At 67.6% G+C, this 17,912-nt stretch carries 20 protein-coding genes and 1 other RNA gene; 11 read left to right on the forward strand and 10 right to left on the reverse strand.

The features are described from left to right. Positions 1-53: 53 nt before the first annotated feature. On the reverse strand, positions 54-644 hold the full coding sequence (clpP, locus tag ACWJIO_RS02925) for an ATP-dependent Clp endopeptidase proteolytic subunit ClpP (RefSeq protein WP_480311279.1): 591 nt from the start codon (positions 642-644) through the stop codon (positions 54-56). A 76-nt stretch (positions 645-720) separates the two neighbouring features. On the opposite strand from clpP, the gene psb29 reads away from it, so the two are divergent. After that, positions 721-1,497: a photosystem II biogenesis protein Psp29 gene (gene psb29, locus ACWJIO_RS02930; protein ID WP_480311281.1), complete on the forward strand. Its 777-nt coding sequence runs from the start codon at positions 721-723 to the stop codon at positions 1,495-1,497. Here psb29 and ACWJIO_RS02935 read toward each other — a convergent pair. The 4 genes from ACWJIO_RS02935 to petN form a co-directional block, all read right to left on the reverse strand. Further along, a complete protein-coding gene (locus ACWJIO_RS02935; RefSeq protein ID WP_480311282.1) occupies positions 1,385-2,905 on the reverse strand; it encodes a hypothetical protein in 1,521 nt (506 codons plus the stop codon). The genes psb29 and ACWJIO_RS02935 overlap by 113 nt on opposite strands. Further along, positions 2,902-3,996: a CofH family radical SAM protein gene (locus tag ACWJIO_RS02940; protein ID WP_480311518.1), complete on the reverse strand. Its 1,095-nt coding sequence runs from the start codon at positions 3,994-3,996 to the stop codon at positions 2,902-2,904. The genes ACWJIO_RS02935 and ACWJIO_RS02940 overlap by 4 nt, the downstream gene beginning before the upstream one ends. Positions 3,997-4,295: 299 nt before the next feature. Then, positions 4,296-4,610 carry a hypothetical protein gene (locus ACWJIO_RS02945; RefSeq protein ID WP_480311284.1) on the reverse strand — a complete coding sequence of 105 codons (315 nt, stop codon included), beginning with the start codon at positions 4,608-4,610 and terminating at the stop codon, positions 4,296-4,298. A 63-nt stretch (positions 4,611-4,673) separates the two neighbouring features. Next, positions 4,674-4,775 carry a cytochrome b6-f complex subunit PetN gene (gene petN / locus ACWJIO_RS02950; protein ID WP_186699529.1) on the reverse strand — a complete coding sequence of 34 codons (102 nt, stop codon included), beginning with the start codon at positions 4,773-4,775 and terminating at the stop codon, positions 4,674-4,676. Positions 4,776-4,839: 64 nt separating this feature from the next. On the opposite strand from petN, the gene clpS reads away from it, so the two are divergent. Together clpS and ACWJIO_RS02960 are read left to right on the forward strand one after the other, a co-directional pair. Next, positions 4,840-5,130 (forward strand): ATP-dependent Clp protease adapter ClpS, encoded by a 291-nt coding sequence (clpS, locus tag ACWJIO_RS02955; RefSeq protein WP_193913367.1) that lies wholly within the window; start codon positions 4,840-4,842, stop codon positions 5,128-5,130. Continuing rightward, complete coding sequence (locus ACWJIO_RS02960) at positions 5,130-5,408, forward strand: DUF2103 domain-containing protein (protein ID WP_480311286.1); 279 nt, start codon at positions 5,130-5,132, stop codon at positions 5,406-5,408. Before clpS ends, ACWJIO_RS02960 begins: the two co-directional genes overlap by 1 nt. Here the strand turns inward: ACWJIO_RS02960 and ACWJIO_RS02965 are convergent. The 4 genes from ACWJIO_RS02965 to ACWJIO_RS02980 form a co-directional block, all read right to left on the reverse strand. Continuing rightward, on the reverse strand, positions 5,390-5,863 hold the full coding sequence (locus tag ACWJIO_RS02965; RefSeq protein ID WP_186699523.1) for a hypothetical protein: 474 nt from the start codon (positions 5,861-5,863) through the stop codon (positions 5,390-5,392). The two genes, ACWJIO_RS02960 and ACWJIO_RS02965, sit on opposite strands and share 19 nt — an antisense overlap. Before the next feature lie 98 nt (positions 5,864-5,961). Further along, positions 5,962-6,145: non-coding RNA, 6S RNA (ssrS, locus tag ACWJIO_RS02970), on the reverse strand. A gap of 54 nt (positions 6,146-6,199) precedes the next feature. After that, a complete protein-coding gene (locus tag ACWJIO_RS02975) occupies positions 6,200-7,417 on the reverse strand; it encodes a 5-(carboxyamino)imidazole ribonucleotide synthase (RefSeq protein WP_480311519.1) in 1,218 nt (405 codons plus the stop codon). Positions 7,418-7,521: 104 nt separating this feature from the next. Beyond that, positions 7,522-8,427: a carbohydrate ABC transporter permease gene (locus ACWJIO_RS02980; RefSeq protein ID WP_480311288.1), complete on the reverse strand. Its 906-nt coding sequence runs from the start codon at positions 8,425-8,427 to the stop codon at positions 7,522-7,524. Positions 8,428-8,463: 36 nt separating this feature from the next. Between ACWJIO_RS02980 and recQ the strand changes: the two genes are divergently transcribed. After that, the gene (recQ, locus tag ACWJIO_RS02985) at positions 8,464-10,386 is read left to right on the forward strand and encodes a DNA helicase RecQ (RefSeq protein WP_480311289.1); all 1,923 of its coding nucleotides are present in this window, start codon (positions 8,464-8,466) and stop codon (positions 10,384-10,386) included. On the opposite strand, the gene ACWJIO_RS02990 is transcribed toward recQ, so the two are convergent. Then, positions 10,370-10,579: a hypothetical protein gene (locus tag ACWJIO_RS02990; RefSeq protein ID WP_193913360.1), complete on the reverse strand. Its 210-nt coding sequence runs from the start codon at positions 10,577-10,579 to the stop codon at positions 10,370-10,372. The genes recQ and ACWJIO_RS02990 overlap by 17 nt on opposite strands. Positions 10,580-10,642: 63 nt before the next feature. Between ACWJIO_RS02990 and ACWJIO_RS02995 the strand changes: the two genes are divergently transcribed. From ACWJIO_RS02995 to ACWJIO_RS03025, 7 genes are all read left to right on the forward strand, one after another. Next, complete coding sequence (locus tag ACWJIO_RS02995) at positions 10,643-11,602, forward strand: M23 family metallopeptidase (RefSeq protein WP_480311291.1); 960 nt, start codon at positions 10,643-10,645, stop codon at positions 11,600-11,602. A gap of 73 nt (positions 11,603-11,675) precedes the next feature. Further along, positions 11,676-13,304 (forward strand): type I restriction-modification system subunit M, encoded by a 1,629-nt coding sequence (locus ACWJIO_RS03000; protein WP_480311520.1) that lies wholly within the window; start codon positions 11,676-11,678, stop codon positions 13,302-13,304. Beyond that, positions 13,294-14,616, forward strand: a complete 1,323-nt coding sequence (locus ACWJIO_RS03005) for a restriction endonuclease subunit S (RefSeq protein WP_480311293.1) — start codon at positions 13,294-13,296, stop codon at positions 14,614-14,616. The genes ACWJIO_RS03000 and ACWJIO_RS03005 overlap by 11 nt, the downstream gene beginning before the upstream one ends. Continuing rightward, a complete protein-coding gene (locus ACWJIO_RS03010) occupies positions 14,616-16,025 on the forward strand; it encodes an ATP-binding protein (protein ID WP_480311294.1) in 1,410 nt (469 codons plus the stop codon). The genes ACWJIO_RS03005 and ACWJIO_RS03010 overlap by 1 nt, the downstream gene beginning before the upstream one ends. 203 nt (positions 16,026-16,228) lie before the next feature. Beyond that, the gene (locus ACWJIO_RS03015; protein ID WP_480311295.1) at positions 16,229-17,113 is read left to right on the forward strand and encodes a GIY-YIG nuclease family protein; all 885 of its coding nucleotides are present in this window, start codon (positions 16,229-16,231) and stop codon (positions 17,111-17,113) included. A gap of 77 nt (positions 17,114-17,190) precedes the next feature. Then, complete coding sequence (locus ACWJIO_RS03020) at positions 17,191-17,541, forward strand: hypothetical protein (protein ID WP_480311297.1); 351 nt, start codon at positions 17,191-17,193, stop codon at positions 17,539-17,541. A gap of 43 nt (positions 17,542-17,584) precedes the next feature. Further along, positions 17,585-17,872: a HEPN domain-containing protein gene (locus ACWJIO_RS03025; RefSeq protein WP_480311299.1), complete on the forward strand. Its 288-nt coding sequence runs from the start codon at positions 17,585-17,587 to the stop codon at positions 17,870-17,872. Positions 17,873-17,912 lie beyond the last annotated feature (40 nt).

Genomic DNA, 17,912 nt, shown 5'->3' on the forward strand with positions numbered 1-17,912 from the left:
TTTTTTGACGACGGCGCCGTGGGCGGGCGCCGGTCAGCCTTACGGGCGCCAGATCAGACCGGTCGCACGGCACGCTTTTCAATCACCTTGTCGATCAGGCCATAGCCCACCGCTTCCGCCGGGGACATGAAGAAATCGCGGTCCGTGTCCTCTTCGATGCGGGGCAGGGGCTGGCCGGTGCGATCGGAGAGCTCCTGGTTCAGCTTCTGCTTGAGATAGAGGATCTCATCGGCCTGGATGCGGATGTCGCTGGCCTGGCCGCGGGCACCGCCCAGGGGCTGGTGGATCATGATCCGGGAGTGGGTGAGGCTGCTGCGCTTGCCCTTGGTGCCGGCACAGAGCAGAAAGGCACCCATCGAGGCGGCCAGCCCAACGCAGACCGTTTGCACATCGGGTTTGATGTGCTGCATGGTGTCGAAAATTCCCAGACCGTCATACACCGATCCACCCGGAGAATTGATGTAGAGGAAGATATCCTTCTCAGGGTCTTCGGCTTCCAGAAACAACAACTGGGCAACGATGCGATTGGCCGATTCGGCCGTCACGGGCTCTCCGAGAAACACGATCCGCTCGCGCAACAGCCGCGAGTAGATGTCAAACGCGCGTTCCCCCCGGCCCGACTCCTCAATCACGATCGGAATCATGGACCTGGACAGTGAACTGGCCCGATCCTACTGAGCGCGGGCGGCTAGGGTCGCCCAACCTGAAGCGACAAACAGCGTGAGCGCCGCCCTGACCGTCTCCGACAGCAAGCGCGCTTTTCACCGCGCCTTCCCCCATGTGATCGCCCCCCTCTACCGGCGCCTGGTGGATGAACTGCTGGTGGAACTCCACCTGCTGAGCCGGCAACAGGGCTTCACGGCCAACGGCCTGTTCGCCTGTGGCCTGGTGCAGGTGTTTGACGGTTTTGCCCGGGGTTACCGCCCGCCCGAGCACAAGCCCCAGTTGCTCACGGCGCTCTGCAGCGCCACCGGGTTCGATGCCGCCCAGCTGCGCCAGGAATCGGACAGCTGCCGCGCCGCCATGGGCCACCACAGCGTGGATGCGGTGAAGGGCTGGATCGAGGTCCAGGGGGAAGGAGCTCCTGAGCCCCTGGCCTCCGCCCTGGCCAGCATCCGGGAGCCTGGCTTCCACTACTCCCGCCTGATGGGTGTGGGGCTGTTGAGCCTGCTGGAGCAGGCCCAGGGCGCCGATGCCATGGATCCCGCCACCCTGCGCAGCTACGCCCACGATCTCGGCGGCGCCATGGGGTTGCTGCGGGAGCGGCTGGACAAGGACCTCAGCCTCTACGCCAGCAACCTGGAGAAGCTCGCCCAGGCCGTGGAGCTGATGGAGGAAACCGTGGCTGCAGAGCGCCGCAAGCGCGAGCGGCAGCAGGCCGGCCTCAGCGGCGTGGCCCCGATGGACGATCAGGCGGCAGAGGAGACTCCACCGCTGGAAGGGCCTGAGAAGTCGGAGCCGCAGGCGTCAGCAGCAGACGCGCCCACAGCAGGCTGATTGCCCCGTCCTGATCGGCGGGGCGCTGCGCTTCCACCTCAAAGCTCTCCGCCTGCATCAGGGGTCCAGGCAGGGTGGCAGGCAGCAGCCCCAGGGTCCCGAGGTCGCGGGGGCGGAGGCGAAGGCTGAGCAACGGGGCGGCGGCGCCCTGGGCCAAGGCAGGTCCTGCCGCGCCCTGGGGGGCAGGGCCCAGAAACAGCACCAGCTCGGGGGCCGCACCTGGACGGTTCAGCCAGCGCCAGCCCCCCACCAGCTCTCCCTCCGGTCGCCGCCAGAGGCTGGCGGGCAGGGTGTCTGAGCCACCGGGGGCCAGCCCTGCCGACGCGGGCACGCTCTCCAGGCCCTCCCCCTCCAGCACTGGCCCCAGGCGACCCAGGAATTCAGCCCAGGCCTGGCGCTGTTCCGCTCCAGGGGCCAGCTGCAGCGTGATTGCCGCCTGGAAGGGGCCCTTCCCCACGGCCCGAACACCGAGGCGGAAGGGGGTGCTGCGCAGGCGCCGCAGGTCGGCGTCATCGACGCCATAGCGCGACAGCAACGGATCGCGGATCAACTGCCGGTTGAGCAGCCCCTGCAGCAGCACCTCCAGCGTGCGGCCCTGCAGGGTGAGCAGGCTGCCCGGGGGCCAGGGCGCAGAGGAGGCCGCGGCCGTCGGGGCTACGGCGTCCGCCTGGGGAGCTGAGGCCAGCAGGGCCGTGCTGCCGGCCGCCTCGCCAGCAGCCAGGAGCTCCTCCTCCTCCAGCTCCAGACTCACGCAACCCTCCTGGAAGCTCTGCAGCAGCGGCGCCAGCGGCCCCACCATCCCCCCGAAGGCCACCGGCGACCAGAAGGCCGCCTGCTCCGTCTCCAGCCGCTCCTGGCAGCGCTGCTCCAGGCCCTGTCGCTGGCGAGGCAAGGTCTTGAGCTGGTCGGTGAGCAGGCGAAAAGAGAGAGGGTCGGCGGCCACCACAAGGAGGTCGTCCACCTGAACGCTGTGCGGTGGCCGGGCCAGGGCACCGGTGAGCATGGGGCGGGGCAGCGGCAGCACCAGATAGGGCCCACCATCGCCCTGGCGGCCCCAGAACTGCCACCACAGGCGCCGTTGCTGGCGCCAGAGACGCTCGGCTGTGGCGGCTCCCAGGCGCTGCTGCCACAGCTGGGGCACCGGCCGGGAGGGGGCCGCGGGAAAACTCTGCAGCAGGGCGGCCTGGGCCAGCAGGCGGCCGAGGCCTTCCGCCCTGGGGCGGGGCAGCATCCAGAGGGCCAGGGCAGGCCCCAGCAGCAGCAGCAGGGTGACGCCGGCGGTGACCCGCAGGGGCAGGCGCGGCAGTGGCAGGCGCGGCAGTGGCACGGCACGCAGCCGCAGGGCGGGCACCCGCAGGACAGGCAGTCGCAGGCTGCGCAGAGACTCCACCAGAGCGGAGCGCCTCATGCCAGGGCCCCGTAAAGGGTGGTGCGTTGCCGCGCCGGCCGGCCCAGGTGGGTGGCGGCGGAGCGCAGGGCGGCGGGGGTCTGGGCGGTGCCGCCCCGGGCGCCGGCCATGGTGGTGATGTGTTCCTCCATCAGGGTGCCGCCGAGGTCGTTGCAGCCCCAGCGGAGCGCCTGCTGGGCCCCCTCCAGGGTGAGCTTCACCCAGCTGGGCTGGTGGTGCGGCATCCAGGGGCCAAGGATCAGGCGGGCCTGGGCGGTGAGCAGGAGCATGGCGTCCAGGTCGGGCTGGTCGCGTCCCACCCGGGAGCGCAACGGGGCCGGGGCGGCGGCACCCACGAAGGGCAGCAACACGAATTCAGTGAAGCCGGTCAGGCCCCGGGCCAGGGCCAGGCTCTGCAGGGTCACGAGGGTGAGCAGGTGGGCGGCGATGTCCGCCGCTGCCTCGATGTGGCCGGCCATCAGGGTGCTGGTGGCCGCCAGGCCCTGCTGATGCACCTCAAGCATCACGGCCACCCACTGGCGCGCGCTGAGCTTCTCGGGGCAGAGCTGGCGCCGCACCCGCTCACTCAGCACCTCGGCGGCGGTGCCGGGCACCGAGCCCAGGCCGGCGGCCCTGAGGCGCGTCAGCACGGTGGCGAGGGGCAGGCCATCCTGCTCCGCAAAGAAGAGCAGCTCCTGGGGGGAGAAGGCGTGCAGGTGCAGCCCCGGCGCGGCCTGCCCCAGCTGGATCAGCATCCGCTCGGCGTAGGCGAGCTGGCTGCCGTGCAGCCGGGCTTCCGGGTTGAGGCCCCCCTGCAGACAAAGCTCGGTGGCCCCAGCCCTGCGGGCCTCGGCGGCGCGCTGCATCAGCTGCTCGGGCTGGAGCCAGTAGGCCCCAGGCTCGCCCGCATCCCGCCGGAAGGCACAGAAGGAGCAGTGCTTGACGCAGTGGTTGGACATGTTGAGGTTGCGGTTCACCACGTAGGTGACCGCATCGCCGGCCAGCTGCCGTCGCAGGCCATCGGCGCGGCGGCGCAGCTCCTCAAGGTCCGCTCCCACCCAGGGCCGTGACAGCACCGCCAGAGCCAGCCGGGGCAGGTCGGCGGCCGCCAGGGCCGCGGCATCGAGGCCCTCTCCTTGGGAGCCCTCTCCTTGGGAGCCCTCGCCCTGGAGGCCCTGGCTCTGGGAGCTCTGGCGATGGCGTTCCTGGCCGAGCAGGGTGGTCTGGGCCTGGTGCAGGGCATCCAGCAGAGCGGAGGCCTCCTGCACCCCGCTAGTCCCGGTTCCAGCCCGGGACTTCGGTTCCAGTCGAGGCTCGAGCTGGGGGGGCGGCACGAGCAGGTCGGCCGCATGGCGCCAGGCCCAGGCAGCGATGGACGCTGCTGCGGCGGACCGCGGGAGTGGGGGCGGGGTCACGACCGGGGCGAGCTGCCGCTGCTGCTGGAACGGCGACCGGCCCTGATGCCGGAGGAGGCCTTGGAGCCGCTGCCAGCCTTCGAGCTGCTGCCGGCCTTGCTGCCACCGGCGGCCTTGCTGGCCTTGCTGCCACTGGCGGCCTTGCCGCGGGCGCCGGGCTTCAACAGCGCCGCAGAGCTGTCCTGACGGCGGCGACGCCGATCGCGCCACTCGACGGTGGAGAGGTAGACCACGCCGAGACTCACGAACAGCAGCAGCGCGGAGGCGACACCAGCGAGGAGCTGGGTGCTGCTGAAGGGCAGATCAGCCACCGGAAGGGAAGGGTCGGGGGGTCGGGAGGGTGCCGTCCAAGGGACGGCCTGGGTGCATGGCGATCAGAAGCTGATGCTGTTGTCGCCGTGACGGCCCCACACCACCATCGCGATCGAGAAGGTGAACAGAGCAGCCAGGGAGGCCCAGCCCAGGGTGATCAGCATGGTGGAGATGCGTGGCGTAGCGGCAGTGTACCTAGGCTCCAACCACTCCGGACAGGTCATCACCATGGTGAGTTCGTCCCCGACTGCCGTGCGCGAGCGGCAACTGGTGCGTCAGCCCTACCCCAACTATCGGGTGGTGGTGCTCGACGACGACGTCAACACCTTCCAGCACGTGGTGGAGTGCCTGGTGCGCTTCATCCCGGGGATGCAGCCCGACCAGGCCTGGGACCTGGCCCAGCGCATCGACGGCGAGGGCTCAGCCGTGGTGTGGAGCGGTCCCCAGGAGCAGGCCGAGCTCTACCACCAGCAACTGGGGGCCGAGGGCCTCACCATGGCTCCGCTGGAGCGGGACTGATGGGCCGGGTCGTGGTGACCCACAGCACCTACCTGGAGGGGTTGATCCCGCTGTTGCGGCGCCTGGCCAGATTGCCCCGCATCAACACGGTGACTCCCGCCGTGATCAGCCGGGTGAGGGGGCGCAGTCCGAACCTGCGGCTACGGGTGTCCACGCCGATCCGGGGGGGCCACAAGCTGGTGGCGCGGCGGGGCTCCAGTGCCCAGGAGGTGTTCGTGGTGACGACCTGCAGCGGCGAGCAGCTGCAGGCCCTGGTGGATCAGCTGCTGGAGGGGTGAGGCGCCTGGGCCAGGCTCAGGCGCAGCTGGCTTGCCCCCTGGCGCTCATACACCGCCGGGGCTGTGAAGCGCGCATAGGCCCCACCGCCGCGGAACCACTGGTCGCTCTGGAGCTCCAGGTCTTCCGGCTCGAGCAGCCAGCGCTGGCGCAGATAGGTGAGGTAATCGGCCGGGTTGGTCTGGGGGGCATGCCAGTGCACCACGGCGAAGGCGGCAGCCCGCACCCGGTAGACCCCGTCGCTGCCCTCCTGGATCTCCTCCTGGAGCAGGAAGCTGCGGAAGCGGCTCTGGCTGGCCTGAGCCTCCAGCTGGGCGGGGGAGCCTTCGAGGGGGTACTTGCGCAGGTAGAGCTGCCTGGCCCTCGGGAACACGGGCCCCGGAGCCAGGGAGAGGAGGGCGATGAACGCCTCCTGGAAGGTCGGTGCCGGCGGCTGAACGGAGGCTGAGGGGTCCATCACGGCTGGCTGCGTCCACACCCTCCCACCTTGGCGGCTGATCGACCAGACCTGACAGCAAAAACCCCCGGGCCCGTAAGCGCCGAGGGAGAGGAAGAGGATGGACCGCCGTGCCGTTTTGCCCCAGTGTTCGACCTGGAGTTACCAGAAGGGGTGTCAGGAGCGGGGCTTCATTTCCGGCTACGAGGCCGGTTTACGTCGCTTCCGCCGCAGACTCCCCATGTCGAAAGAGGAGTCAGATCAGAAAACTGTAAAAGGCACTCACCAACAAGGCAGTCCGCAGAAAGCTTAGGGCCTTGGGCCGGTTTCCGAGCCCCTCAACGCAAGATGACAAGCTCAGTAGGTGGGGTTGGGCCAGATCGCCCGCACCTGCTCGAGGCCATGGCGCGCCTGCCGCCTGCGCTCTGCGGCGGTGGCGCCATCGAGGAGCAGGGTCACATGGCCGAGCTTGCGGCCGAGCGCCGCCCCCTGCTTGCCGTACCAGTGCAGGCTGGCGCCGGGGAGGGCGGCCAGGGCACGGCGCTGCTGGGCGTAGCTGGCCCTGGAGCGCTCGTAGCCGAGCAGGTTCACCATCAGGGCACCGGGCACCTTGAGCTCCACCTCGCCCATGGGCAGGCCGGCCACGATGCGGGCCTGCTGGCTGAACTGGCTGGTGTGGGCGGCCTCGATCGTCACGTGGCCGGAGTTGTGGGTGCGGGGAGCGATCTCGTTGATCTGCAGGCCTTCGGGGCCATAGAAGAACTCGATCGAGAGCACGCCCACATAGTCGATGGCCGTGAGCAGGGATACGGCGATGTTGCGGGCGAAAGCCTGCACGGCGTGGGGCACGTCGGCGGGCGCCAGCACCCAGTCGCAGACGCGGTGGTGCTGGTGGGTCTGCACCAGCGGATAACAGCGCACGGCGCCCTGAGCGTCACGGCAGACCAGCTGGGAGAGCTCGATCTCGAAGGCCACGAAGCGCTCCACGATCCAGTCCACCGGGTCCACGCTCTCGAGCAGCTCGGCCAGCTCGCCGGCGTCCCGCAGCACGAGGGTGGCCTTGCCGTCGTAGCCGCCGGTGGCGGCCTTGGCCATCAGCGGAAACGACCAGCCGGCGGGCAGCTGCGGCGGGCCGGGAGTGGGTGCTGCGGGGAGCAGATCGGCCAGGTCGAACCAGGCGGGGGCGGGCAGCTGGAGCTGCTGCAGCAGCTGCCGCTGGCTGCGCTTGCTCACCAGCGGGGCGAGGGCCGCCACGCTGGGCACGAAGCGCACACCTTCGGCCTCCAGCTGGGAGAGCAGCTCCAGGTCCACCCATTCGTTCTCGAAGGTCACGGCGCTGCAGGCGCCGGCCAGCCGCCGCAGGGCAGCACCATCGCCGGGATCGCCCAGCACCACAGCGGAGGCCAGGCGGCTGGCGGGATCATCCGGCGACGGCGTCTGCACCACCAGGGGGATGTGGAGTTCAGCGGCGGCAGAGGCCAGCATCCAGGCCAGCTGGCCGCCCCCCACCACGCCGATCCGCGCCTCACCCTCGGGGGCGATCGGGGCCAGGGTTTCGGCCTTCAACGGGAGCACGGACACGGGCGGCAACAACGGGTCCAGGGGCCTGGAACGAACCGCCCAGGCCCCGCCCGAAAAGATGAAGACAAGGTTAGGGCGCCAGGGGGCTGGGCCTTTGCTCAGGTGAGGCCCTGGTCGCCGGCGAAGGCGAAGCGGATCAGGCTCAGCACCAGCACGATCAGGAACAGGGCCAGGCCCACCGTGCAGGCATAGGCGATCTCCAGTTCCGAGAAGGCCTGCTCATACACGTAGTACACGATCGTGCGGGTGGAGTCGGCGGGGCCGCCCTGGGTCATCAGGAACACCTCCTCGAACACCTTGGTGGCGGCGATCGCCGAGATCACGGCCACCAGGGTGATGTAGGGCCGCAGCAGCGGCAGGGTGATGTCCACGTGCTTGCGCCAGCCCTCGCTGCCGTCCAGGGCGGCGGCCTCGTAGAGGTCGGCCGAGATGCCCTGCAGGCCGGCCAGGAAGATCACCATGTAGTAGCCGAGCCCCTTCCACAGGGTCACGAGCATCACCGAGGGCAGGGCCAGCAGCGGCGAGGTGAGAAAGCCGATCGGGCTGAAGGCATCCCCCAGCAGGGCGCCCAGCCAGCCGTTGATCAGGCCGTTTTCGGCATAGAGCCAGCGGAAGGCGATGGCCGCCACCACGATCGACACCAGCACCGGCGTGTAGAAGGCGGCCCGGAACCAGTGAATGCCGGGAATCTGCCGGTTCACCAGCACGGCCAGGGCCAGGGCGCCGAGAACCACCGGTGGCACCACACCAATGAGATAGAGAAAGGTGGTGCCGGTGACCCGGAAGAACATCGGATCGGTGAGCAGGCGGCGCACGTTGGCCAGCCCCACGAAGCGCAGGGGCTCACTCACGTCGAGGCCGGTCTCGGTGAAGCTGATCACCAGGGCCATCGCCGCCGGGATCAGCACCGAGAGGCTGATCAGCAGCAGGGCCGGAGCCAGAAAGCCCCAGGCGGCCCGATGGCCGGGGGCCCGGGGAGCGGGTTTCGCGGGTGAAGTCGCCATCACGGCCCACGGGATGGGGCCATTGTGGAAGATGCCGTGACCGATGCTTCCGCAGCAAGCAGCCCCCTGAGCGCCATGGTGCAGCCAGACCGGCCAGCTGCCGATCCGATGGCCGTGTTGCGGCACGTGTTCGGCTACGCCAGCTTCCGCGGGCCCCAGGAGGAGATCGTGCGCCACGTGCTGGGCGGCGGCTCCGGCCTGGTGCTGATGCCCACCGGGGGCGGCAAATCCCTCTGCTATCAGGTGCCGGCCCTCTGCCTGCCCGGCGTGGCGGTGGTGGTGTCGCCCCTGATCGCCCTGATGCAGGACCAGGTGGAGGCCCTGCAGCAGGCGGGGGTGCGGGCAGCGGCCCTCAACTCCTCGCTCACGGCAGCGGAGGCCAGCGCGGTGTGGCGTCAGCTCAGCCAGGGCCAGCTCGACCTGCTCTACGTGTCGCCGGAGCGGCTGCTGGGGGGCGATCTGCTGGAGCGGCTGGCGGCCCTGCCCCTGGCCCTGTTCGCCATCGATGAGGCCCACTGCGTGTCGCAGTGGGGCCACGATTTCCGCCCCGAGTACATCCAGCTGGCGGTGCTGGCGGAGCGCTTCCCCCGGGTGCCGCGGCTGGCCCTCACCGCCACCGCCGACCCCCGCACCCGCGAGGAGATCGTGGCGCGGCTGCGGCTGGAGAGCGGCAGGGTGTTCCTGGCCAGCTTTGATCGCCCCAACATCCGCTACCTGCTGCGGGCCAAGGACGACGCCAAGGGCCAGCTGCTGCAGTTTCTGGAGCAGCACCGGGGCGAGTCGGGCATCGTCTATGCCCGCTCCCGGGCCCGGGTGGACCGCTTTGCGGCAGACCTGCGGGCGGCGGGCTACGAGGCGCTGGCGTACCACGCCGGCATGGAGGCCGAGGCCCGCAGCCGCACCCTGCAGCAGTTCCGCAACGGCAGCGGCGTGGTGGTGGTGGCCACGATCGCCTTCGGCATGGGCATCGACAAGCCAGACGTGCGCTTCGTGGCCCACCTGGACCTGCCCAAGAGCCTGGAGGCCTACTACCAGGAGACCGGCCGGGGCGGCCGCGACGGGCTGCCGGCAGAGGCCTGGATGGTCCATGGCCCGGGCGATGTGCCCCAGCTGCGCCGCTTCATCGACGACTCCGACGCCCCCGAAGCCCAGAAACGCATCGAACATGGCAAGCTCGATGCCCTGATCGGCTTCACCGAGGCGCCCGGCTGCCGCCGCCAGGTGCTGCTACAGCACTTCGGCGAGGCGCTGGCCGAGCCCTGCGGCAACTGCGATGGCTGCCTCGAACCCCAGGCCCGGGTGGATGTGACCGAGCCGGCCCGCAAGGCCCTCTCAGCGGTGTACCGCACCGGCCAGCGCTTCGGCGCCGCCCACGTGGTGGATGTGCTGCTGGGGGGCAACACCGAGCGGATCCGCCAGCTGGGCCACCAGGAGCTGAGCGTGCACGGCATCGGCCAGGAACTCGACCGCAGCCAGTGGCGCACCCTGCTGCGCCAGCTCACCAGCGCCGGCTACCTGCAGCCGAGCCCCGACGGCCACGGCGGCCTCTGCTTCGGCGCCGAGGCCCTGGTGAAGCCCCTGCTGCGGGGGGAGGCCAGCCTGGCGCTGCCGTTGCCGCCCCCCCAGAAGGAACGGCGCCGCAGCGGCCGGGCCGGAGACGGCCGTGGAGCTGGGGGGCAACGGCCCGAACTCGACGCCGAGGGGGCCGATCCGGCCCTGGTGGCGGCCCTGAAGCTGTGGCGCCGCGACCAGGCCCGCCAGCAGGCGGTGCCCCCCTACGTGGTGTTCCACGACCGCACCCTGCTGGAGCTGGCCGTGCGCCAGCCCAGCAGCCTCGACGAGCTGGGCCAGGTGAGTGGCATCGGCGCCGCCAAGCTGGAGCGCTACGGGGAAGCGCTGCTGGCGGTGCTGCGGCAGCAGGCGGAAGGGGGGAGTGAGGGAGTCAGTCCTCCGTCTTGAGGAAGCGCCCCGACAGGCGCACCCCCATCACCAGGGCGGCGATGCCGTAGGCGGCAAAGGTGAGCAGCTGGCCACTGGTGCCGGTCTCGTAGGTGCCGCGCTGCAGCAGCACGAAGTCGGCGAGGGAGGAGGCGGTGCCCCAGAGCAGCACCCACACACTCACGTAGGTGATGCCTTTGACGGTCTGGTTCATGCCGGCCTCTCAGTGGGAGAAAACTAGACGCGGGCCCCAGCGCAGCGGAGGCGGTACAACGCGGTGGCTGCCGCCGCCATCGGATCGATGCTGCCCGTCTGCCAGCCGCTGTGGGGCCTGCCGCTGTGGGGCCTGGTGGTGTGCAGTCTGCTGGGGGAGGCCAGCGCCGCGGGGCCACTGCACCCGCCACTTCATCAGCCCCTGCCTCCGCCACCGGTCGGACCGCAGGCCTCACTGGAAGCGCCCATTCCCGACTCAGCGAGCGGCGCCGGCGCCACGCTCGCCCCCACATACGAACCCACACGCACGCCGGTGCCCAAGCCACCTGGAGATGCCACCACCAAACCAAAACGCCCCGAGGTGGTGCCCCAGCAGGTTCCCGTCGGCGATCTCGCCCTGCAGCAGCTGCCGCCCGATCCAACCGCGAGCGCATCCCAGCCCCCCGGCCCCCTGCACTACCCCCTGGCCGTGGCCGCCTCGGAGCAGGCCCCCTGGGGCTGGCGCTATTCCGCGGCGCGGGGCGCCTGGCGCATGCACACCGGGCTGGATCTGATCGCGCCGGAGGGCACCGCCGTGCTGGCGGTGCTGCCGGGAACGGTGCAGCGGGTGGCGGAGATCAGCGGCTACGGCCTCACGGTGCTGATCGACCACGGCAGCGGCTGGTCGAGCCTCTACGCCCACCTGCTGCGTACCCGCCTTGTGGCCGGCGACAGCGTGACGGCGGGTCAGACCCTGGGCCTGGTGGGCCAGAGCGGCAACGCCAGCACGGCCCACCTGCACCTGGAACTGCGGCAACGCCAGCCCCAGGGGCTGGTGGCGGTGGATCCCAAGCCGCTGCTGCCGGCAGCCCCGAGCGGGGGCACACTGGCAACAGAGGCGCCAACGCAGCCCATTGATGGCCGATCAGGACCAACTGGACGACTTCCTCGAAGCCCTGGAAACGGCCGGCAGCCCCGTCAAGAACCCAGCCCTGCGCCAGGCGCTCAGCTGGGACGAAGGCCTCTACGAGGAGGTGAAGGCTGAGCTCGTTGGCAGGGGGATTGTGAAACGCGGCCGGGGCCGCAGCGACAGCGTGTCGCTGGTGGGGGCCGAACCGGTGACGAAGGCCACGGCACCGGCGAAGAACGGCCGCAAGGCCAGGGCCGCCAGCAACGGCACCGCCAACCTGGGCTTTGAGGCCAAGCTCTGGCTCACGGCCGACAAGCTGCGCAACAACATGGACGCGGCCGAGTACAAGCACGTGGTACTCGGCCTGATCTTTCTGAAATACATCTCCGACAGCTTCGAAGAGCACCGCGCCAAGCTGCTGGCCGGCGTTGGCGACTACGAGGGCGCCAACCCGGAAGACCCCGACGAATACAAGGCCGAGAACGTGTTCTGGGTGCCGGCCGAGGCTCGCTGGCATCAGCTGCAGGCCAACGCCAAACAGCCCACCATCGGCAAGCTGGTGGACGACGCCATGGTGGCGATCGAACGCGACAACCCCCGCCTCAAGGGGGTGCTGCCGAAGGACTACGCCCGGCCGGGGCTCGATAAGCAGCGCTTGGGGGAACTGATCGATGTGATCGCCACGATCGAACTCACTGCTTCAAGAGAGAGCGGCGCCAGCGAGGGGGAGCAGACCCATCGCTCGGTGGATCTGCTGGGCCGGGTGTACGAATACTTCCTCACCCGCTTTGCGTCGGCCGAGGGCAAGAACGGCGGCCAGTTCTACACGCCCAATTGCGTGGTGCGGCTGTTGGTGGAGATGCTGGCTCCCCAGGCCAATTCCCGCATCTACGACCCCTGCTGCGGGTCAGGCGGCATGTTCGTGCAGAGCGAGAAGTTCATCGAAGATCATGGCGGCCAGCGCGACAAGACGGCCATCTACGGCCAGGAGAGCAATGCCACCACGCGCCGCCTGGCGGTGATGAACCTGGCGATCCGTGGCTTTTCGGCTGATTTCGGCCCCGAGCACGCCGACAGCTTCCGCCGCGACCTGCATCCGGATCTGCGGGCGGATTATGTGCTCGCCAACCCGCCCTTCAACGACTCCGACTGGTTCCGCAAGGACGACGACGTGCGCTGGCAGTTCGGCGTGCCGCCCAAGGGCAACGCCAACTTCGCCTGGGTGCAGCACTTCATCCACCACCTCGCCCCGCAGGGCATGGCCGGCTTCGTGCTCGCCAATGGCAGCATGAGCTCCAACCAGAGCGGCGAAGGCGAGATCCGCCGCGCCCTGATCGAGGCCGACCTGGTGGACTGCATGGTGGCCCTGCCCGGCCAGCTCTTCTACAGCACCCAGATCCCGGTGTGTCTCTGGTTCCTGGCGAAGAGCAAGGCTGCCGACAGCCAACGGGGCTTCCGCGATCGGCGCGGGCACACGCTGTTCATCGATGCCCGCAAGCTCGGCAGCCTGATCGATCGGGTGCACCGGGAGCTGCTGGAGGCTGATCTGGAGAAGATCAGTGGCACGTATCACCGCTGGCGGGGCGCCAACGGCGCGGGTGGCTACGACGATGTGCCTGGGTTCTGCAAATCCGCTACATCCGCTGAGATTGCTGCCCATGACCACGTTCTCACACCGGGGCGGTACGTGGGCGCGGAGGAGGTGGAAGACGACGGCGAGCCATTCGAGGAGAAGATGCCACGTCTTGTGGCTGAACTGCATGCCCAGTTCGCCGAGTCCGCGAAATTGGAGCAAGCCATCCAAGCCAACCTGCGGGGCCTGGGTTATGTCAGTTGAGTGGCTCACTCTTAGTGATGTGGTGGTTGAATCCCGCGGTGGAACTCCTATCAAGACATCGGAATACACATCCAGCGGCACACCGGTCCTCACGAAGGGAGATGTGAAGCCTTCTGGCCGAGTCGAACACGGTGGAAAATTTGTTAACACAGAGTTCGCAAAGATTAACGGTTGGCGCTTTTCAGGGCCCGGTGATCTTATCGTCACCACTCGCGACCTGACCCTTGCTGCAAACTTTCTGGGTCTCGTATCCCGTATCCCGGAGCACGATTCTTTCGTCATTAATCAAGGTGCGACCATCTTTAGAGTTGACGAATCAAGGATTGATCCTCAATATCTGATCTATTGGTGCTGTGGCCCCGACTATCGCCAACACATCCAGGATAATTATGTGGGTTCTACCCAGATCCACATACGGCAAGATGACTTGTTCGCAGCGCCCTTGAAGTTATTGCCGTTGTCTGAGCAAAAAGCCATCGCGGCGGTGCTTGGGGCCCTGGACGACAAGATCGAGTTGAACCGGCGGATGAACGCGACGCTGGAGGCGATGGCGCGGGCGCTGTTCCAGAGCTGGTTCGTGGATTTCGATCCTGTGCGGGCCAAGCTTGATGGGCGGGAGCCTGTTGGGCTTGATCCACCAACAGCAGCTCTCTTCCCCGAGCACTTCGAGGAATCAGCGCTCGGTCCAATTCCGCAGGGATGGGAAGTCTGCTCTCTCGCAAACAAGATCGAACTCCTCAGCGGCGGCACGCCCAAGACATCCGAACCGGATTATTGGGACGGTGACATCCCATGGTATTCCGTGAAAGATGCTCCGTCTGAAACCGACATTTGGGTAATTCAGACAGAGAAGCAGGTCACGAAGCTGGGAGTCGATAACAGTGCGACCCAAGTCTTGCCGGAAGGAACGACCATCATCAGCGCACGCGGCACTGTCGGGAGACTCGCTCTCGTCGGCACCCAAATGGCAATGAACCAATCCTGCTATGGCGTGCGCGGCGTGAATGCCTACGCTGATTTCTTCACCTATTTCTCGCTCCGCCAAGCCACCGCCGACCTCCAGCAACGCACCCACGGGACGGTTTTTGATACGATCACGCGCCAGACCTTCGAGTCACTTGACTTCATTTTCCCGCCAGCCCCTCTGATGCAAGCGTTCGACCGGACTGTCGAACCTTTGCTCGCGCAAGTGCGCGCCAATATCCACCAATCCCGCACCCTCGCCACCCTGCGCGACACGCTGCTGCCGAAGCTGCTGAGCGGGGAGTTCATGGTGAAGGATGCGGAGTCGCTCATCGGCAAGGTCGCCTGATGAGAACGACGTCTGAGCAGATCAATCTCTGGCGGCAGGCACCGTCTGAAAGCCAGCGCCTGGATTTCAAGGAGGCAAAACAGCAGTTCGACACTCGCAAACTGAGCGAATACTGTGTTGCGATCGCCAGCGAGGGCGGCGGCGTGCTCATGCTTGGGGTAGCGGATCAGCCGCCGCGCGCCGTCGTTGGAACGCAGGCCTTTCCGAATACCGTTGATGCTGCCGGAGGGCTCTTTCAGTCGGTTGGCTTCCGTGTGGACATTGAGGCAGTGGCGCATCCCGATGGGCGTGTGCTCGTGTTCTACATTCCGTCGCGTCCTCGGGGTACTGCCTATCACCATGATGGCAAATACTTGATGCGTACCGGCTCCTCGCTCATGCCGATGAGCGAGGACCAGTTGCGGCGGATCTTCGCAGAAGGGCAGCCCGACTGGCTGGAAGAGCCATCACGCACTGGCCTCGATGAACAGCAGGTGGTGGAACTTCTCGACACACAGACCTTCTTCGAGTTGCTCAACCTCCCATACCCAACCGAACGCGCAGGCGTGCTTGAGCGGCTGAGCAGCGAGGGCCTTATTGATCAAGATGGAAGCACATACACCATTCGCCGACTCGGGGCGTTGCTGCTGGCGCGGCACCTTGAGCAATTTTCTGATGTCTCACGCAAGGCGCCTCGTGTTGTCGTCTATGCAGGCGAATCAAAGCTGGAAACCCGCCTCGACCAGACCGGCGGCCGTGGATATGCCGTTGGTTTCCAGGGCTTGGTTCTCTTCGTGATGTCCCAGTTGCCCCAGAACGAGGTCATCGAGGATGCCTTGCGCAAGGAGGTCAAGCTGGTGCCCGACGTGGTGATGCGAGAGCTGATCGCCAACGCCTTGATCCACCAGGACTTCACAATCCAAGGCGCGGGAGTCATGGTAGAGATCTACAGTAACCGTGTTGAGATCTCGAATCCAGGTGAACCGTTGGTACCTGTGGAGCGTTTCATCGACGCTTACCAATCACGCAACGAAAGGCTCGCAGACCTGATGCGCCGCATGGGTATTTGTGAGGAAAAGAGCAGCGGCATCGATCGTGTCGTGCAGGCGGCCGAGGTGTACCAGTTGCCGGCACCCGATTTTCGCTCCATCTTCCGGCGCACATCGGTGACGATCTTCGGCCCGCGGCTGTTTGAGCGGATGGATCGCAACGACCGTGTACGCGCCTGCTACCAACACGGCGCACTGAAATGGGTGATGGCTCAGCACATGACCAACCAGTCGCTGCGCGATCGTTTCCATCTCGCTGAGGACAAGGCCGCCATCGCCTCCCAGGTGATCGCGGCCACGATTGAGGCTGGCCTGATCAAGCCGGACCAAAGCGTGGGCGGCTCCCGGAAATTTGCCCGGTACCTACCGTTCTGGGCCTGAGCTTCATTTAATTCCTCCGCACCGAGCTGGGTGGCCTTTCCTCCAAAAGCCTTGCAGCGCAAGCACTTTCTTTTTTAAGGCTATCCCCGATCCCGGCACCCAAGCGAAGCCGGTGCCTTGACCCCCCCCTCCACCGAGTCCATCGCAGACGAAGACCCCGACCACGAGCGACAGGAAAACACCGCCAAAAACCACCTCACTCCATGACTACCACCCGCCCATTCGCCCTGCGCTTGTTCGTGCCCTCTGGGCTTCCGGAGGGGATGCGAATCGTGGAGAAGACGAACTGGAGCGGCATCGGCTACGTGATCCCTCGCTCCCAGCTCAAGGAGTTCACCCAACGCCCGGAGGCAGGACGCCCTGGCGTGTATGTGCTCACAGGCCCCGACCCTGAGGACGGCGGCGCCGACCTTGCGTACATCGGAGAGGCGGACCCCCTCGGGCGGCGCCTGGAGCAGCACCAGGCCAAGGAGTTCTGGACCACCGCCTACGCCTTCACCTCCAAGGACGGCTACCTGAACAAGGCCCACGCCCAGCACCTGGAGGCCCGGCTGATCGGCCTGGCCCAGGCGGCCAAGCGCTGCCGGCTGGAGAACGTGGTGCAGGGCCACGCTGTGAACCTGGCCGAGATGGACCGCGCTGAGGCTGAGGGCTTCCTGGATGAGGTCTTGGTCTGCTTTCCGGTTCTCGGGCTCAGGGCCTTCGAGCAGCCGCCAACCTTCCCTTCCATGAGCCCCAGCAACCTCTTCTTCCTCCGGGGTCCGGAGGCCGAGGGCAGGGGATACGAGTCACCCAACGGGTTCACCGTTCTCAAGGGGGCCAAGGGGCGCCGCGACTTCGTGGCCAGCACTCCCGACGCCCTGATGCGCACGCGGGAGCAACTCATCCGGCAGGGCGTGCTCGCCAAGCTGGACAACCAGGTGGAACTGCTCCAGGACTATGAGTTCAAGTCACCGTCCCAGGCGGCGGGGCTGCTGCTCGCCCGCAGCGCCAACGGCCGGCTCGACTGGAAGGATGCCGCCGGGATCAGCCTCAAGGATCACCAGGAGCGGGCGGCGGCGGCGGCCTCCGCAGACGCTGATCCTTGAGGCCCCACCCAACGCACCTGCTAAACAGCTGCATACCATCTAGCTTCTGGCCAGTGACGGGCTCACCGGTGAGACCCATGCCGAGTGACAGCGCTCCCCTCAAGCTCTGGGCGGTGACCCCCGAAAAGATCGCGGAAGCCGTGCGCCGGTTGGTCGCCGCGGCCGCTCCCACGCGCCTGATTGCCTTTGTCTCTGCTGCCACAGGGGATCTGAGCAGTGCCAACGACCTTGATCTACTGGTGGTGGAAGCCCAGGTGGCCGACCGATACCAGGAGATGCTGCGCCTGCGCCGTGTCCTGCGCGGGCTGCTGATGCCGATCGATCTGATTGTCACCAGCCAGGCCCTCTACGACTCCCGCGCGCAGGTGCCAGGCACCGTGGAGTTCGCCGCCCGTACACAAGGCCGGGTGCTCTATGCGGGCGATTGAGCAGGCCCAGCTGCTGCAACGCAAGGCTGCACAAGACCTTGCCGTGCTGCAGAAGCTGATCAAGGCGTTGCTGGCGCTGGGCGGTCACGACTACCCCCGCACCCATGATCTGGGTCTGCTGCTGGATCTGCTCGCTGCCGTGGATGTGCGTATTCCCGAGGCTCTGCTGACGGTGGAAAACCTGACCCCTTTCGCCACCGTGTTCCGCTACGACGACCTCCCGCTGGAAGCCACCATCGAGCGGCAGGAGTGGCTGCCAATACTCTTGGCGTTGGAGGAGTTCGTGGGCGGGGTCATCGCGGCTGCGACGGGTCCATTGAATCCGCCATGACCCTCAACGAAGCCCTCATCGAAGAGGCGGCCCTCGGCTG

Source organism: Paraciimarium castrense LEGE 11436 (assembly GCF_056633055.1).

Excerpts from the sequence above, each read along its gene's own strand:
- petN (WP_186699529.1), bottom strand. The coding sequence starts at position 4,775 with ATGCTGATCACCCTGGGCTGGGCCTCCCTGGCTGCTCTGTTCACCTTC.
- ACWJIO_RS02960 (WP_480311286.1), top strand. The coding sequence starts at position 5,130 with ATGGGCCGGGTCGTGGTGACCCACAGCACCTACCTGGAGGGGTTGATC.
- ACWJIO_RS03020 (WP_480311297.1), top strand. The coding sequence starts at position 17,191 with ATGCCGAGTGACAGCGCTCCCCTCAAGCTCTGGGCGGTGACCCCCGAA.
- ACWJIO_RS03015 (WP_480311295.1), top strand. The coding sequence starts at position 16,229 with ATGACTACCACCCGCCCATTCGCCCTGCGCTTGTTCGTGCCCTCTGGG.
- clpS (WP_193913367.1), top strand. The coding sequence starts at position 4,840 with ATGGTGAGTTCGTCCCCGACTGCCGTGCGCGAGCGGCAACTGGTGCGT.
- ACWJIO_RS02935 (WP_480311282.1), bottom strand. The coding sequence starts at position 2,905 with ATGAGGCGCTCCGCTCTGGTGGAGTCTCTGCGCAGCCTGCGACTGCCT.
- ACWJIO_RS03005 (WP_480311293.1), top strand. The coding sequence starts at position 13,294 with ATGTCAGTTGAGTGGCTCACTCTTAGTGATGTGGTGGTTGAATCCCGC.
- clpP (WP_480311279.1), bottom strand. The coding sequence starts at position 644 with ATGATTCCGATCGTGATTGAGGAGTCGGGCCGGGGGGAACGCGCGTTT.
- ACWJIO_RS02990 (WP_193913360.1), bottom strand. The coding sequence starts at position 10,579 with ATGAACCAGACCGTCAAAGGCATCACCTACGTGAGTGTGTGGGTGCTG.
- ACWJIO_RS02980 (WP_480311288.1), bottom strand. The coding sequence starts at position 8,427 with ATGGCGACTTCACCCGCGAAACCCGCTCCCCGGGCCCCCGGCCATCGG.
- ACWJIO_RS03010 (WP_480311294.1), top strand. The coding sequence starts at position 14,616 with ATGAGAACGACGTCTGAGCAGATCAATCTCTGGCGGCAGGCACCGTCT.
- ACWJIO_RS02965 (WP_186699523.1), bottom strand. The coding sequence starts at position 5,863 with ATGGACCCCTCAGCCTCCGTTCAGCCGCCGGCACCGACCTTCCAGGAG.